This window comes from Paenibacillus filicis (assembly GCF_038070315.1).
Classification (GTDB): domain Bacteria; phylum Bacillota; class Bacilli; order Paenibacillales; family NBRC-103111; genus Paenibacillus_G; species Paenibacillus_G filicis.
Window position 1 is genome coordinate 223,930 of the sequence record NZ_JBBPCC010000006.1, and the last position, 15,490, is coordinate 239,419.

Consider the following 15,490-nt stretch of genomic DNA (forward strand, 5'->3'; position numbering starts at 1 on the left):
AGTTACCTTTGGTTTAAAATGAAATCATTAGGTTCCTGTGACGACGTTAGTAGCCGACCAGCCTGTAGTCGCACTATAAGCAACGGTCACGGATACGTATTTGGCACCCGTTACTTGCTGAGTAAGTGTCCCACTCTTTAGGTAGCCGTTAGTTTGAAGGTCCGCAATGGTTACAGTTGTGATGCCTGATCCAATATTTCTATCAATAAGATAGCGAACTGTGGCATCTTTGATCAATTCTTCAGACTGCGTATCCGCGTTTATTCTTGAATTCTGAATTACCCCACCGATCGACGGCACCGCAATCGCCGCAATAACGCCCAAAATTACAATAACCGCCAGAAGCTCGACCAGCGTCAGCCCTTTTTCGTTTTTACGGAATAGCTTCAATTTCAAAAACTTTTTCATGGAACATGTCCCCTTTTCATCATCATAATTGTATGTAAAAAAAAGTAACACCCTATCGAAGTTCTGACGGACTTTAATTCATTGGCACCATACCGTTCTTCATCATATCGAAGGTAGGAAGCATAACGGCCAGCACAATCCCCCCGACAACCCCTGACAAGGCTACGATCATCAGCGGCTCTAGCAGCGACTTGAGCCGGTCGGTCATCGCATCCACTTCCGCTTCGTAGAAGTCCGCCACTTTCTCCAGCATCGTATCCAGAGCGCCGGATTGTTCGCCAACGGCCATCATCTGCACCACCATGGGAGGAAACAGCCACGTTTGCCGGAAAGGGTCCGTAATCGACCTGCCTCCGATCAGCCCGTCTCGGGCATCCTCGATCACTTTGCCGACAACAACATTGCCGGTGACGCTGGACACCAGTGTCAAAGCCTGCAGCATCGGAATCGCTGCGGTGAACAGCGAACTGAACGTCCGGCTGAACCGTGCGATAGCTTGCTTATGCAGAAGCTTGCCGAAGACCGGAATGCGCAGCTTCACGTAGTCAATCCAGTAAGGACCTTTGGGATGACGTCTGATCAAGCTGATCAATATGCTTGGGGTGAATATGATAAGAGGAATCACATACCAGAAAGCCACGATCCAGTCACTGACCGCGATGACCATTCTCGTCGGAAGCGGCAGCTCAAGCCCCATCGATTGAAAGCTGGTCACGTAATTCGGAATAACGAACAGCATCATCAGCGTCACCACGACAACCGTCAGAATGCCCATGATGACCGGATACACCATCGCGGACTTGACCTTCTCCCGGGTATAGTGCTCCTTTTCATAAAACACAGCCAGTCGGTTCAGCATCTCATCCAGATTGCCGCTAAGCTCACCGGCCTTCAGCATATTGATGAAAATGCCGCTGAATACCGTAGGGTATCGGGACGCCGCTTCCGACATCTGGGTTCCCTGCTGCATGCTCATGGCTACATCCGTCAGGATACGCCTGAATTCCTTGTTCTCCGTCTGTTCAGCCAGCGCCTTGACGGACTCCACCATGGATACGCCGGATTTGTACAGCGTAGCCAGCTGCCTGCAGAAGATCGTAAACTGCTGGACCTTGACCTTCGGGCCGCCGAACTTGATCTCCCGGTGCAGCAAGCTCTGGCTCTGATCCAGCAGCTCCGTAATCCAATAGCCCTTACGCTTCAATTCATCCATAGCCTGTTCGAACGACTGGGCTTCCAGCGTTCCTTTGAACGGCATGCCGCTGTGATTAACTGCCTTGTACATGAACTTAGGCATTACCGTTCCACCTCATTCTGCCGCACATGAACTAATTCAGCTCCGCGAAGCCGAACAAGGCTTCCTTGGCCGTATCCAGGGACACGATCCGCTGCTGCACGAGCTCGCGCAGCACCATCTCCATCGTAACCATCCCCTGTGCCCTTCCCGTCTGCATCGTCGAACGGAGCTGATGCACCTTCTCGGAGCGGATGAGATTGGCGACGGCTGGCGTATTGACCAGCACCTCGATCGCAGCAATACGTCCTTGACCGTCTGCCCTAGGCAGCAGCCTTTGGGCCATTACTCCGAGCAGTACGGAAGCCAGCTGGACACGAATCTGCTGCTGGGAGTCTGCGGGAAATACATCGATGATCCGGTCGATCGTCTGGGGAGCATCGGCCGTATGCAGTGTAGCGAACACCAGATGACCGGTCTCGGCAGCTGTGATGGCGGTGGAGATCGTCTCCAGGTCGCGCATCTCGCCGACGAGAATCACATCGGGATCTTGGCGCAGAGCCGCACGCAGCCCGGTTGCGAAGGAATCCGTATCCACTCCCACCTCGCGCTGGTTAACAATGCTCGACTTATGCGCATGCACGAACTCGATCGGGTCTTCCAGCGTGATGATGTGATCGCTGCGCGAACGGTTGATATAATCGATGATAGCGGCCAGCGTCGTCGATTTACCGCTTCCCGTAGGTCCGGTCACAAGTACCAGTCCCTGGGGCTTCTTCGCAAAGTCCAGCGCCATCGGCGGCAATCCCAGTTCCTCCATCGGAGGAATCCGGGAAGGAATCAAGCGGATCGTCAGAGATACGTTGCCCTTCTGATGGAAGGCATTGACCCGGTAGCGCGAAACCCCGTCGATTTCGTACGAAAGATCCGTATCCCCCTTTTCCATAAACCGGTTGAACGATTCCTCGGACATCATCTCACGGGCCATGCTTCGGGATTGCTCAGGCGTCACAGGCTGAGCACCTGCCGATACAAGCGTGCCATGAATACGGAGCTTCGCAGGCGACCCGACCGTAATATGAATATCTGATGCCTTTCTCTCCGAGGCGAGCTTCATCAGATCCACCAGCAAAGACATCTCATCCCAACTTTCCTCTTAAGCCATCAAAACCAGTCTTATATACCTAAAATTATAGGTATAAAATCCTATAATTTCAACAGTTTCATTATATCTTATCACTTGCATCCGAACAGCATTATTAAATTTTCTTTGTGATTCTTAATAATCCCAAACTTCGCCCCTTGAGAGCTAGTAGCTCCCTAGCACACGAATAACCTCCGACACGGATGTCTGGCCGCTGACCACTTTATCCAGCCCGTCCCGAATCAGCGGAATGAGGGTTTTCGTCTCGGCGTAAGACTGGTAGTCACTATCCGGCCGCTTCCCGAGAATCATCGATTTCAGAGTCTCATCGATCGTTAGTACTTCATGGATGGCCAATCGCCCCTTGTATCCGGTACGGCCGCATTCCACGCATCCTTCCCCTTTGCGCAAGCCCTCAGCGAGGTAACCGTGCTCCTCCAGATATCTCCGTTCCTCGACCGTCGGTTCATGCTTGGTACTGCATGACGGGCAAACGCGTCTCACGAGCCGCTGGGCGACAATGGTCTTCACCGATGATGCGATCAGGAACGGCTCGATTCCCATGTCGATCAGCCTCGTGATCGCGTTGGCCGCATTGTTCGTATGTAAGGTACTGAGAACCAGATGCCCCGTCATCGCCGTACGGACCGCTATCTCGGCAGTTTCCGTATCCCGGATTTCCCCGATCATCACAATGTTCGGATCTTGACGCAAGATCGCACGCAGACCACGGGCAAACGTGAGTCCGGCCGTCGTATTGACCTGAATTTGATTGATGCCTTGTATCTGGTACTCGACCGGATCTTCAATCGTAATGACGTTGATATCGTCGGAATTTAGCCGTGACAATGCAGAGTATAGTGTGGTTGTTTTTCCGCTGCCCGTAGGTCCGGTAATGAGCACAACACCGTGAGCGTTCTGGATGCCTTTCATAAATTGCCGGTAGTTGCTCTCCGACAAACCTAGCTTCTCAATATCGGTGAGCGCGTTCCCCAGATCGAGCACCCGCATCACGACCTTCTCGCCGTGGATCGTCGGCAGCGTGGATATCCGGATATCCACCTTACGGAATTCGTTCTCGATCTCCACACGACCGTCCTGCGGAAGCCTGCGCTCGGCTACGTTCAGATTGGCCATTATTTTAATCCGGGCCACAATCACGCGCTGCATATGCGGAGGAAGCGTTCGCTCTGTCCGCATCACGCCGTCTACGCGGTAACGGATGCGAAGCGAGTCCTCCTGCGGGTCAATATGGATGTCGCTTGCGCCGACCTGTACAGCCTGAATAATGATCTGATTGACCGTCTTGACGACCGGCGAATTCTCATCCTCAATCTGGGTCGTGATCTCTTCCGCTTCTCGCGTCTGCAGAATCTGGCTGATCTGCTCCACCGATTCCTGAAGACCGTAATACCTGCGGATCGCCCGCTGCAGCTCTTCACGGGCCGCAATCGTTGGCTCAATCCGCAAGCCGGTACTCATCCGCAGCTCATCGATCGCAAAATAATCGAGCGGATCGGCCATCGCCAGGATCAGCTTATTGCCGTCCACCCGTACTGGCAGCACCTGATGCTGCTCGGCAACCCGCTGCGGGATCAGATTGATCACCTTTGGATCGATTTTCTGGCGGAATAACTGAATATGCGGAATGCCGAGCTGGAACTCGAGCACCTCGATGAGCTGCTGCTCCGTAATATAGCTGCGGTTGATCAGAAACTCGCCGAGCCTCATCTTCGTTTCCCGCTGCTCCTGGAGCGCCTTAGTCAACTGATCCTGGGTCAAAAGTCCGGCTTCCACCAACAGGTCGCCAATCCGCTTGCGAGGAGCCATACCTATCCCTCCTAGTTATGTATAAATAAAAAAACGACCCATGCGACATGCGCTCAGGTCGGTTGCGCTAGTTGCTCATGGCTGCCAAAGCGCCCAAATAAGGCAGCCAATCCTCGCATTTCTGATCATCATTTATGTAGGTATGCTTTACCTACATTTAAGCATAAGCCCATGCAATCGTCAACGAAAAATTAGACCAAAATTACTAGTTCTATATTACCATTCGACATTATTCAACATCACTAATTCATACAAAAGGAGGATGCCACGCTTTTTTCTTCCATCCTAATGAATACCCTGTGACTTGCAGCTCTCTGTTCAATAGTACGTCGACCCCGAACGGCAGACGGTTGCCATGCCAGAACCGTACATCCCTCCATCTTACTACATAGCCTTCGTGTTCTTCTGCGCAAGAGACATGAATTTGCTGGGCAAATTGAAGAAACGCCCGAACTCCGTCTGCTGCTTTGCTGGCTTCCACGAGCGGATCGGATGGCTTCTTGCTATATACGTTCTGAATATGCAGACGACTGCCCGTCACATACCCCGTATAGAAGCATTCCCCCGTCTCTGCGACGAATTGCCAGCGGAGCCAGTTCCATCCGGGAATGGCCTGGCATCCTTCCGTAAGATCCAGCTCCCGCCGTACAAGCCCCAAAACCCGCGCATGCTGCCAGATACGGATCGCCACATAGACCGACGAGATGCCGTAGACGAGCAGCATCACCTGCCCCGGATTGCCTCCGTACAGCAGCCACCCTACCAAACCAGCCGCATGAATCAGGAAGAGAAACGGTTCAAACAAAGATAATACATCAAGATGCTGCCATTTCCGGGAGAACGGCCTGAAGCATTGCACGCCATAGGCGTTCAGCCAATCCAATAGAACATGCAGGCAGACAGCGGCGCCCGCGGTAGCCAAGACCCACCCCATCTGCTCCCATACGCCGAACATCCAGGCAATCGGCAGACCCACAACGAATGGCCAGATCAACAGAGCAGGCAGTGAATGCGTGACTCCGCGGTGAAGATTTAAGTATGTTGAATACCCCCGCAGCCTCGTCACCGTATCGAGATCGGGTGCATGTGACCCCACTAGGGCTGCCGTCAGAATCGCATGAAACAAAGCGGGAGATCCCGCCGCTACATCCGGATGAAGCATAGATAAACCGGCTAAGGTCGCGCCGAATAGCAGATGGCTTCCCGTATCCATGTCAGCCTGCCTCCTGTCGTGTCTGAAACTCAGCAGCATCCTCTTGACTAGAAGCCAAGGGAGCATGAGGCTCACGGACCTCCCAGCGTTCCTCAGCATTGAACCAGTAAAACCATTGCTCGGGGCGCTCCCGGATCATCCTCTCCAGCTTGCGGTTCAGCCATACGGTTGCCTCTGAGCGTGTAGAGCGGGTATAGGAAGAGGCCAGATGTAGGGCAGGTTCGAAGCTCAAATGATGGGCAAAGCCATGCTTGCGCCACCCGCAGAACGGGATGACCGGCGTCTGCAGCTCAATGGACAGCATCGTCGTTCCGTCCGGGGAACGAGACGGCTGGCCGAAGAAGCTGGATAGCGGAAATGCCGGGCGGTAAAAGTCGCCGAGCAGAAAGACGACACCGCCATTCCGCAGATGCGTCCGCAGCCTGCGCATTAATTCCAGCGGCGGGGTGTGGTCATAGTCCAGCCCTGGACAACCCATCGCCGCGAATTTTTCGAACAGCGGACGCAGCTCCTCGCTCGAAGCCGTTGCTACGGTCAAGCAATCATACTTTTGGCACAAGTACCAGTAATAATAGAAAAAGTTGCCGCAATGCGCGGTATAAACGATGGCCCCGCGGCCGAGTCCAAGCGCTTGCTCCAGATGCTCCTCCCCTTCGACTGTAAATCGGCCGGGGAAGGCTTTGGGATTGTAAAGACGCTCGGATTCGACGAGCAGTTCATAATGCGTCATGACCAGCTGGTAGAAATAATCGTAACGAATACGCAGATGCTCTAACTCCGACCGCCTCGGCAGCAGCATCTGGATGTTGCGCAGTACACGCTTGCCTAGTCCTGTGATGGAGAATAGCAGCAAGAGAGTAGCCAAAAACCAGCCGATGGCCACAATAACGCTTTGCGGCAGCAGTCCCATCCAAGAGGCTAGCCGCTTCAGTCTGCCTGCTTGCCCCGTCCATCGCCCTATCCACTTGTACATGGCCTAACTCCTTTCTCTATCGCCTCTAATCCGTCATCAACCGGCCATGAACCGTTTTTTATAGCGTTTGGCCAATCTGTCCTTCTCCAGAACGATGAAAAAATCGACGGTATCGAACACCCCATCATAGGCCGGATCTCCGCCAATCTCGGCTCCAAGCCATTGATAGCCTTTCATCAGTGGAGGAAGGCTGCGAAACAGTTCTTTATCGTCATGCCCTTCGTCAACCATCCTCAGACCGCCGATCCGGTGAGTTTCCAGCGGCCGCACGGAGAAGCGGTCTGTGATCACTTGCTTACGGCGCAAATAGGAGTAGATCCGGTTCACTTCATCAAGCGTCTGAAGATGCACGCTCGCGCAACCGATCAGGTAGAACAGCTCCCGCTCCGCCAGATACGAGGCGATGCCTTCCCACAATAATTGAATCGCCTTGCCATCCCGATAGGCAGGATCGATGCAGCTTCGGCCAAGCTCGAGTGTACGGTTCTTATCTGGTGTGAAGCCTGACAGATCGAATTCCGTCTCCGAGTAGAACCCTCCAGAAGCCAGAGTACGGTCACCCGGCAGCAGCCGATACGTTCCGATCACCTGATCATACGTCAGGTCCTTGACAATCAGATGATCGCAATAATCATCATAAGCATCCTGCTCCAGACCGTTATCCGCACGCAGCCGCATATTCTGCTCTTCCTCTACGAAAACCCGGTACCGCAGGCGGAGCGCTTGCTCCACTTCATTCTCCGTGCTTGCAAGCATGACTGCCAACCTCGAGGTCTCCCGGTTTATCCGGCTTGCCGTTAGGCTCATCGTCAACACGCCTTTCCCCAGCAAAGTGATCGATACCTACTTAGCGTAGCAGACGATTATTACTGCTGCGTTCACGTGTTGTTAAGCTTTTGATAAGAAAAGCTTGTACAAGTTGAAAGCCCTTCTTCCGCGTGCCTTCAACCAAGTATTCACAAATTTATCAAGGAATTTGAAATCGCAACGTCGAATCAACAAGTAGTTCAGCCTTATGCACGAGGAGGGGATTACTATGAAATATGATTTTAACCGAGAATGGTTATCCAACAAGTTCGAAGAAATCCAACGGAGATGCCTGAAAGCTCTGCAACAACTCGATGATGATCAGGTCAATTGGAGACCTGATGAAACGAGTCTTAGCATATCGACTTTGGTCAGGCATATCGACGGAAACATTCAAGAAAGAATCATGAAGGGGATGCTTCATCAAGAAGTCTATCGAAATCGTGAGCAAGAACTGCAACAAGCGTACCTGAAGAAATCAGAGTTAGAGAGCATCATCCAACACAGATTGCAGTGGGTCGTGGATACGATTAAACAGATGACCGATGAAGAATTAGAACACAAACAAGTGATTCGAAATAAGGAGAGGACGAATCTCGATATGCTGCATCAGTGCGCGGCACACTATTCCGAACACATGGGGCAGATTTTCTATATAGCCAAGCAGCTGCTAAAGGAGAACTACAAATCCACATCCATCTAGGCTCATAACCCCACTCACACCGATGATTTCTCACGACAGACTGCCCGGATTCAAAGAAAAGAAAAAGAAGCTGCACCCGATGGGCACAGCTTCTACTTGTTCGTTCATGTAGGCTAAAGGATGTCCTATTCCGGACTAGCCGCCGCGCCGTCCGCCGCCCGCATCGGAATCTCCAGACGGAAGTGATCCGCGGCCATATAAGTCTGGGGATGAATCGTCCGCGCCTCCTGCAGCAGCTCGTCCGCCGCTTCTTCCTGATAACGCGAGCTGATATGGGTAATAACCAGCGTCTTGACCTTCGCTTCGCTTGCTATGCGGGCCGCATCCATCGAGGTCGAGTGATCGTACCGGACTGCCATTTCCTTGCGTGCCTCACCGAAGGTCGCTTCATGCACCAGCAAATCCGCGTCAAGGGCCAGTGTTATGGAGTTCTCACAAGGCTGCGTGTCCCCCAGGATCGTCACGATCCGTCCGGGGATGGGTGCCCCCAGAAACTCGGCAGCCTGCACTTCCCGTCCGTCTGGCAGCATGACGGGCTGCCCTTGCTTGATTCGGCCGTACAACGGACCGGCCACGATGCCATAAGCCTTCAGCTTGTCCACCAGCAATCGGCCTGGCTGCGGCTTCTCCACCACACGGAAGCCGTAGCTGGCAATACGGTGTACCAGCGGAGCGTACTCCACGCGTATCTGCTCGTCCTCGAACAAGAGGGCTGGCTCCTCGCTTTCGTCAAATTCCACAATATTCGTCTCATAGCCGAGATGCGATTCGCTAATCCGCAGGGAAGTCTCGATAAATTCACGGATGCCGCGCGGACCGTAGATCGTAAACGGCGTATCCCCACCTTGATACGAACGGCTGGACATCAGACCAGGCAGTCCGTAGATGTGATCGCCGTGCAGGTGAGTCACGAACAGCTTCTCCAGCTTGCTCACCTTCACCGGTGCCCGCAAGATCTGGTGCTGGGTTCCTTCTCCGCAATCGAACATCCAATAGACGTTCCTCTCCGCCAGCAAATTCAGCATGATCGAGGTCACATTACGTTCCTTGGACGGCATACCGGCCCCGGTCCCGAGAAAGTAAATCTCCATTTCCAATTCACTCCGTTCGTTGCGCTGGACAACCGCGCCATTGTAAAGCGAAAGAGCGGGGCATCCCGCCCCACTCTTTGTAGTATAACCAGGAACTCGTCAAGCGTTGAAATAACGTGCCTGCGGGTGGGCGAATACAATCGCCGATACAGAGGCCTCTGGCTCCATCATGCTTCCTTCGGTCAGCTCCACCCCTATATCCGCCGGATTAAGCAGCGCGAACAATTGCTGCTGATCGTCCAAATTCGGGCAAGCAGGATAGCCGAACGAGAAGCGTTGCCCGCGATACTTGGCTCCGAACCGCTCCTGCATCGTCATCTCTGCCGGGTCTGGGAAGCCCCACTTGTCGCGCATCAGCTGATGAACGCGTTCGGCGAGGCCCTCGGCCATCTCCAGCGCCGAAGCCTGCATCGCATGAGAACGAAGATAGTCGCCCTTGTCCCGCCAGAGTGCAGCCAGATCACTGACACCGTGACCTGCGGTAACGACCAGGAAGCCGACGTAGTCCATTTCTCCGCTTTCGACTGATTTCAGGTAATCAGCCAGGCACAGGAATGGCTCCTTCTCCTGACGTGGGAAGGTAAAGGTTTGCAGCACCTTGGTCTGATCCTTCGGATCATAGATCAGCACCTCATTGCCGCTGGATTGTGCAGGGAAAAACTGGTACATCCCATGAGCTCTGATAATACCTTGTGATTGCGCCTCTGCCAGAATACCATCAACGGTCTCCTTAAGCTGGAGTGCCTTCGGGTCCTTGTCGGCGAGCAGCTGCTCGACCTTGCCCTTGAGTCCCAGGTGGTGACCCAAGAGCATCTGCATATTGACATAGGGGATCAGATGGCTGATCGGGAAGTCTCGAAGCACGTGACGCTCCAGATCGGGCGGCACTTGTACAGGCACCGTCCGATCAACATTGGACGTTTTCACACGCGTCAAAACCGGCATGGCCTCTTCTTTGCGTCCAGCTTCCTTAACATCCGATTCCATGCTCTCGCGAAGCTCACGGATAAGCGTCTGACGATGCTCCGGGTCGCTTAGCTTGTTCGCGAGATCCAGCCCGTCCATCGCATCCTTGGCATACAACACGATACCATCGTACTCAGGAGCGATCCGCGTCTTGGTGAATTTGCGTGTCAACGCCGCTCCCCCGACCATGATCGGCACGTCGATACCAGCGGACTTCAAGTCCTGCGCCGTGATGACCATTTGCTGAGCGGACTTGACCAGCAGGCCAGACAAGCCGATCGCATCCGGCTTCTCTCTGCGGTAAGCTTCGATCAGTTGCTCAGGCGGTACCTTAATACCTAGATTGATAATCTTATAGCCGTTGTTGGAAAGGATGATCTCCACCAGGTTTTTACCGATATCATGCACATCGCCCTTGACAGTCGCCAGGATAATCTTGCCCTTAACCGCACTCTCCGACTTCTCCATGAATTGCTCCAGGTAAGCAACGGAAGCCTTCATGACCTCGGCGCTCTGCAGCACCTCGGCTACAATCAGTTCATTGTTATTAAAGAGTCGGCCTACTTCTTCCATCCCCCGCATCAGCGGCCCGTTAATCACAGCGAGCGGAGCATAAGTCTGAAGCGCTATCTCCAGATCGGGGATCAATCCCTCCTTGGTTCCCTCCACCACATAGGAAGCCAACCGTTCCTCCAGGGATAAGTTGGAGATTTTCTCCTTCTTCTCCACTTTCTTCACACGGAAGTGAGCCACGAATTCGGCCAGCGTCTCGTCCGTTGTGTTGTAGATCAGCTCTTCCGCCAATCTGCGCTCTTCTTCCGGAATGGAAGCGTAGCGCTCCAGCTTCTCGGTATTCACGATCGCGTAGTCGAGACCGGCCTTGGTGCAGTGATACAGATACACAGCGTTCAATACCTCACGTCCGGCATCCGGCAGACCGAAGGATATATTACTCAATCCGAGAATGGTCTTACACTCCGGATATTTAGCCTTGATCAGCTTGATCCCTTCGATCGTTTCTACCGCCGAACCGATGTATTGCGGGTCGCCCGAGCCGACCGGGAACATATTCGGATCGAAAATGATATCATGCGGCTTGAGCCCATACTTGCGGGTCAGCAGATCGTACGCGCGGTCTGCGACCTCGATCTTGGCCTGGCGGCTGACAGCCTGCCCCCGTTCGTCGATCAGAATCATAACGACGGCTGCTCCGTACCTATGAATCAGCGGCACAATGCTCTCGAACTTGCTCTCCCCATCCTCCAGGTTGATCGAGTTGATGATCGCCTTCCCTTGGGAAAACTTCAGACCCAGCTCAATAATATGATCATACGTGGAGTCGATCATCAGCGGAGCCTTGACCTTCTTGGAGACAAAGCTGAGGAAATTTTCCATCGCATACGCCTCGTCGATATCCGTATCCTGCAAGTTGATATCGATGACATGCGCTCCGTTCTTGACCTGGGCTCTGGCGATCTCGGAGCCTTCCTCGAACTTGCCTTCCTTGATCAGGCGCTTGAATTTACGCGATCCCGAAATATTGGTCCGCTCGCCGACCATGATCGGCCGGTTGTCCTCCTCCAGATACACCGTCTCGATACCGGATACAGCTGCAGGATGCGTGCCATTCTGCTGGCGCGGCTTGTAGGACTGCAGCGTCTCCGCCATCGCGCGGATATGATCAGGCGTTGTGCCGCAGCAGCCGCCTGCAATATTCAGCCAACCCTGCTCGGCGAATCCGGCGATTTTCATGGCCAGAGACTCCGGGGATTCATGGTATTGTCCGTTCTCATCGGGAAGCCCGGCATTCGGATAACAGCTGATCGCCGTACCCGCAATTTCCGACAAGGTACGGATATGGTCACGCATGAACTCTGGCCCTGTGGCACAGTTCAGGCCGATGGAGATCGGCTCAAGATGCTCGAGCGAGATATAGAACGATTCGATATTTTGACCAGCCAGCGTCGTGCCCATAGGCTCGATCGTACCGGAAATCATCAATGGCAGCCTTTTACCACTATCTGCATAAGCGTTACGGATCCCGATGCTCCCCGCTTTAACGTTCAGCGTATCCTGGGACGTTTCCAGCAGCAGCGCATCCACGCCCGCCTCGATAAGCGCCATCGCCTGCTCGTAATAGCTCTCGACGAGCTCTTCGAAGGTAACGCCGCCTGTCACAGACAAGGTTTTGGTCGTAGGACCCATCGCCCCTACCACATACCGAGGCCATTCAGGGGTGCTATATTTCTCAGCAGCTTCTATAGCCAGCTTGGCCGCTACCAGATTGATTTCTCTGGCTTTCTCCGGAATATCGTATTCGGCCAGTACGACGCTGGTCGCACCAAAGGTGTTCGTTTCGACCATATCCGCACCGGCAGCAAAGTATTTCTCATGAATGTCTTGTATCACATCAGGACGGGTAAGCACCAGGATTTCATTACAACCATCCAGTTCCTCGCCTCCGAAGTCGGCTTCGGTCAGGTTCTCCTGCTGGATCATGGTTCCCATAGCGCCGTCCAGAATCATAATTTTACGTGTAAGCTGCTCTTGTAAGCTCATTTTTGTCATCTCTTTAGCCTTCCCCTTTCTCTCCTGCCGGACAGCTAACTGCAAGTACTGTCCGTCAATCAGAAAAGCTTCTATGCGAAGCCTTCACCCTGATGCCAGTCCGTTAGTTAACAGCAGCCTTCGTCCCCTTCGAAAGTCGTTCTCGCCACATCATGACTGCCTGTCTTCTCCATTTCGTGGCGACAAAAAAACGTATTCTCCCGAAATGCGAACAAGCCTTTTGCATTCGTGGACATTTTATCCTTTAGTGTAACAGAAACATGACATGATGAAAAGAAACTTCGACAAAAACCGTACAACTCAATATAAATCCTATCGGATTTCTTACCATTGAAGATCGACAGATGTGTCTGATTCTACTATAATACGTTATAGAAGTAACTTTTCATGTGAAAGAGGGATGTTCGATGGCAGAAATCCGCATTCGCAATACGGACGAACGCATTCAAGGCGAGGAGAACGTGCGCGCTTTTTTAGAGAATCAAGAGGTACTTTACGAGCATTGGAATCCAGGCAAACTGGCACCTGAGCTGCAAGAGAAGTTCGTCCTGTCCGACGAGGAGAAAGCTCAAATTCTCTCTACGTTTGAAGAGGAGATCCGTGACTTGGCTGGGCGCCGTGGCTACCAGACCTGGGACCTTATCGCCCTCTCCGACGCAACGCCTAATCTGGATGAGCTGCTGAAAAAATTCGAGCAGGTCCATACGCACACGGAAGATGAAGTTCGTGCGATCACGGCGGGACGCGGTATCTTTATTATCAAAGGAACCGATGATGTCGGATATTTCGATGTCGAGCTCGAAGCAGGCGATGTCATCTCCGTGCCTGAGCACAAGCCGCATTTCTTCACCTTAATGGACAACCGCCAGATCGTAGCCGTCCGGTTGTTCATCGAAACGGAAGGCTGGATTGCCCATCCTTTCGAAGATGCTTCCTTCCAAAAAGCATAAGACACGCTCACACAGCATGAAAGTCCGGCGGACGAACGCCGGGCTTTTTTGATTATTCGGCAAGCTCTTCCCCGTTGCCCCATACTACTCCCAATATGATATTCGCATTTCTTATGGAAGGACACGGTCCATGAGCCGTCAACCGAGGGCAAGGGAATGGTCAACTACCCTGTCCATATAAAAACAGCATCCCGCCGATAGAGCGAAATGCTGTTCATAAAGGCCGATTACAGCGAAGCCAGAATCGGTTCAATATCGCGAAGCGAACGAATTTGGTGAACGGGCAGATTCTCTCCCGTCAGCTCCAGCTCATGACGGTTGATCCACATATTACGCATACCGACGGTATTGGACCCCATGATATCGGTTGTCAGCTTATCTCCGATCATGACGCCTTCTTCCGGGGAAATTTGCAGCAGCTCCATCGCATGATGGAAGATCGAAGCGGCCGGCTTTCCTTCCCCGAATTCGCCGGAGATGACGATATGATCAAAGTATGGGAGCAGCTCAGGTACTCCGGCCAGCTTCTCCTTCTGTAAGTCCGGAGAACCATTGGTCAACAACAGCAGCTTGTACTTGCTCTTCAACTGATCCAGCACCTCGAAGGTCTCTTCGTATACAATCGGGCGCTGTCTGCGTTCCGCAGGGAACAGCTCAGCAAGCTTTTCTCCGAGCGCTGCATCTTCAACACCCAGCGCCTTCAATCCGCGTGTCCAGGACTTCTTGCGGTAGTCTGGAGCCAGTGCCTGCAGCTTGCGAAACTCCTCTTGATGCCCGTGAGTGAAGTTAGCCCAGAGGCCCTCAAACGGGTTGATTCCGATCATTTTGGTGAATGGGAACGTATCGAACGTTTCATACAAAGCTCTAGCTTCCCGGCGCACTTCCTCTTCCAGACGAGCAGGGTCTATATCATAATGCCGTGCTGCCTCCTGACATGTCGCCTCGAACGCTTCCTTCACACTACGGTCATCCCATAGCAGGGTATCATCCAGATCAAATAAAACCGCCTTGATTGTCATCGTCGTACTCCTCTTTCCCCCACGATAGCATGGTATAATCTCTAAGCTCGCAAGCTTATGTATCTTGTTTAAGCTCTACGCTGTTTTTCGAAGCAAACTCCGTCAGCTTCTCCTTCATGGCATCAATCGGCATCTGATGGAAGCTTTTGGAGTAGGCCCACCGATTTCGCTTCGTCTTGAGCGTGATAACGACCGTATCCTTGCCAAAGCTAATGTTCTGGATGTTGGAAGCTTCTGCGACCCGGTCCCCGCCGAACCTGCGGGAGGTCAACGATGTCTTGCTAACTTTAAGTATCGGCCTTCTAGCCCAATACATCAGCAAAGCCAAGCCGATATAACTGAATCCCGTCACCCAATACATGGATTCTTGGCCTGGGATTTTACTGAAAACGACTAGACAAAATACGCCGATCGCAGTCAGCAGCATGGGAAACAGCCAGCTTCTTCCCTTATAGGTGACCGACCCGTCCGTCGATTTCACCGCTGTACTGGTGCTGCCGCTTTGGTTGCGCCGACTTGTAACTTTCGAATTTTTGCGCACCATACGTTCCCATTTGCGAGATGATGACATGGTTCAATCCCCT

General features: G+C 52.9%; 13 protein-coding genes. 2 read left to right on the plus strand and 11 right to left on the minus strand.

Translation table 11 applies throughout. The features are described from left to right. Positions 1–27 precede the first annotated feature (27 nt). The 7 genes from WMW72_RS11900 to WMW72_RS11930 form a co-directional block, all read right to left on the minus strand. On the minus strand, positions 28–408 hold the full coding sequence (locus tag WMW72_RS11900; protein WP_341415684.1) for a competence type IV pilus major pilin ComGC: 381 nt from the start codon (positions 406–408) through the stop codon (positions 28–30). Between the two features lie 73 nt (positions 409–481). Beyond that, positions 482–1,705, minus strand: coding sequence for a type II secretion system F family protein (locus WMW72_RS11905; protein ID WP_341415685.1), 1,224 nt, complete (start codon positions 1,703–1,705; stop codon positions 482–484). Positions 1,706–1,736: 31 nt separating this feature from the next. Next, the gene (locus WMW72_RS11910) at positions 1,737–2,780 is read right to left on the minus strand and encodes a type IV pilus twitching motility protein PilT (protein WP_341415686.1); all 1,044 of its coding nucleotides are present in this window, start codon (positions 2,778–2,780) and stop codon (positions 1,737–1,739) included. A gap of 171 nt (positions 2,781–2,951) precedes the next feature. Then, a complete protein-coding gene (locus tag WMW72_RS11915; RefSeq protein ID WP_341415687.1) occupies positions 2,952–4,616 on the minus strand; it encodes a GspE/PulE family protein in 1,665 nt (554 codons plus the stop codon). 247 nt (positions 4,617–4,863) lie between these two features. Next, a complete protein-coding gene (locus tag WMW72_RS11920; protein ID WP_341415688.1) occupies positions 4,864–5,829 on the minus strand; it encodes a metal-dependent hydrolase in 966 nt (321 codons plus the stop codon). 1 nt (position 5,830) lies between these two features. Next, positions 5,831–6,802 carry a lysophospholipid acyltransferase family protein gene (locus WMW72_RS11925; RefSeq protein WP_341415689.1) on the minus strand — a complete coding sequence of 324 codons (972 nt, stop codon included), beginning with the start codon at positions 6,800–6,802 and terminating at the stop codon, positions 5,831–5,833. Between the two features lie 36 nt (positions 6,803–6,838). After that, on the minus strand, positions 6,839–7,558 hold the full coding sequence (locus tag WMW72_RS11930; protein WP_341415781.1) for a GNAT family N-acetyltransferase: 720 nt from the start codon (positions 7,556–7,558) through the stop codon (positions 6,839–6,841). A gap of 280 nt (positions 7,559–7,838) precedes the next feature. Here WMW72_RS11930 and WMW72_RS11935 point away from each other — a divergent pair, with 280 nt between their 5' ends. Then, positions 7,839–8,312 (plus strand): DUF1572 family protein, encoded by a 474-nt coding sequence (locus WMW72_RS11935; protein ID WP_341415690.1) that lies wholly within the window; start codon positions 7,839–7,841, stop codon positions 8,310–8,312. Positions 8,313–8,437: 125 nt separating this feature from the next. Here WMW72_RS11935 and rnz read toward each other — a convergent pair whose 3' ends face one another. Both rnz and metH read right to left on the minus strand, forming a co-directional pair. Further along, a complete protein-coding gene (gene rnz / locus WMW72_RS11940) occupies positions 8,438–9,403 on the minus strand; it encodes a ribonuclease Z (protein WP_341415691.1) in 966 nt (321 codons plus the stop codon). Between the two features lie 99 nt (positions 9,404–9,502). After that, a complete protein-coding gene (gene metH / locus WMW72_RS11945; RefSeq protein ID WP_341415692.1) occupies positions 9,503–12,937 on the minus strand; it encodes a methionine synthase in 3,435 nt (1,144 codons plus the stop codon). A 407-nt stretch (positions 12,938–13,344) separates the two neighbouring features. Between metH and WMW72_RS11950 the strand changes: the two genes are divergently transcribed. Next, on the plus strand, positions 13,345–13,887 hold the full coding sequence (locus tag WMW72_RS11950) for a 1,2-dihydroxy-3-keto-5-methylthiopentene dioxygenase (RefSeq protein ID WP_341415693.1): 543 nt from the start codon (positions 13,345–13,347) through the stop codon (positions 13,885–13,887). A 227-nt stretch (positions 13,888–14,114) separates the two neighbouring features. On the opposite strand, the gene WMW72_RS11955 is transcribed toward WMW72_RS11950, so the two are convergent. Together WMW72_RS11955 and WMW72_RS11960 are read right to left on the minus strand one after the other, a co-directional pair. Beyond that, positions 14,115–14,906, minus strand: coding sequence for an HAD family hydrolase (locus tag WMW72_RS11955; protein ID WP_341415694.1), 792 nt, complete (start codon positions 14,904–14,906; stop codon positions 14,115–14,117). 55 nt (positions 14,907–14,961) lie between these two features. Next, the gene (locus tag WMW72_RS11960) at positions 14,962–15,477 is read right to left on the minus strand and encodes a hypothetical protein (protein ID WP_341415695.1); all 516 of its coding nucleotides are present in this window, start codon (positions 15,475–15,477) and stop codon (positions 14,962–14,964) included. Between the last annotated feature and the right edge of the window lie 13 nt (positions 15,478–15,490).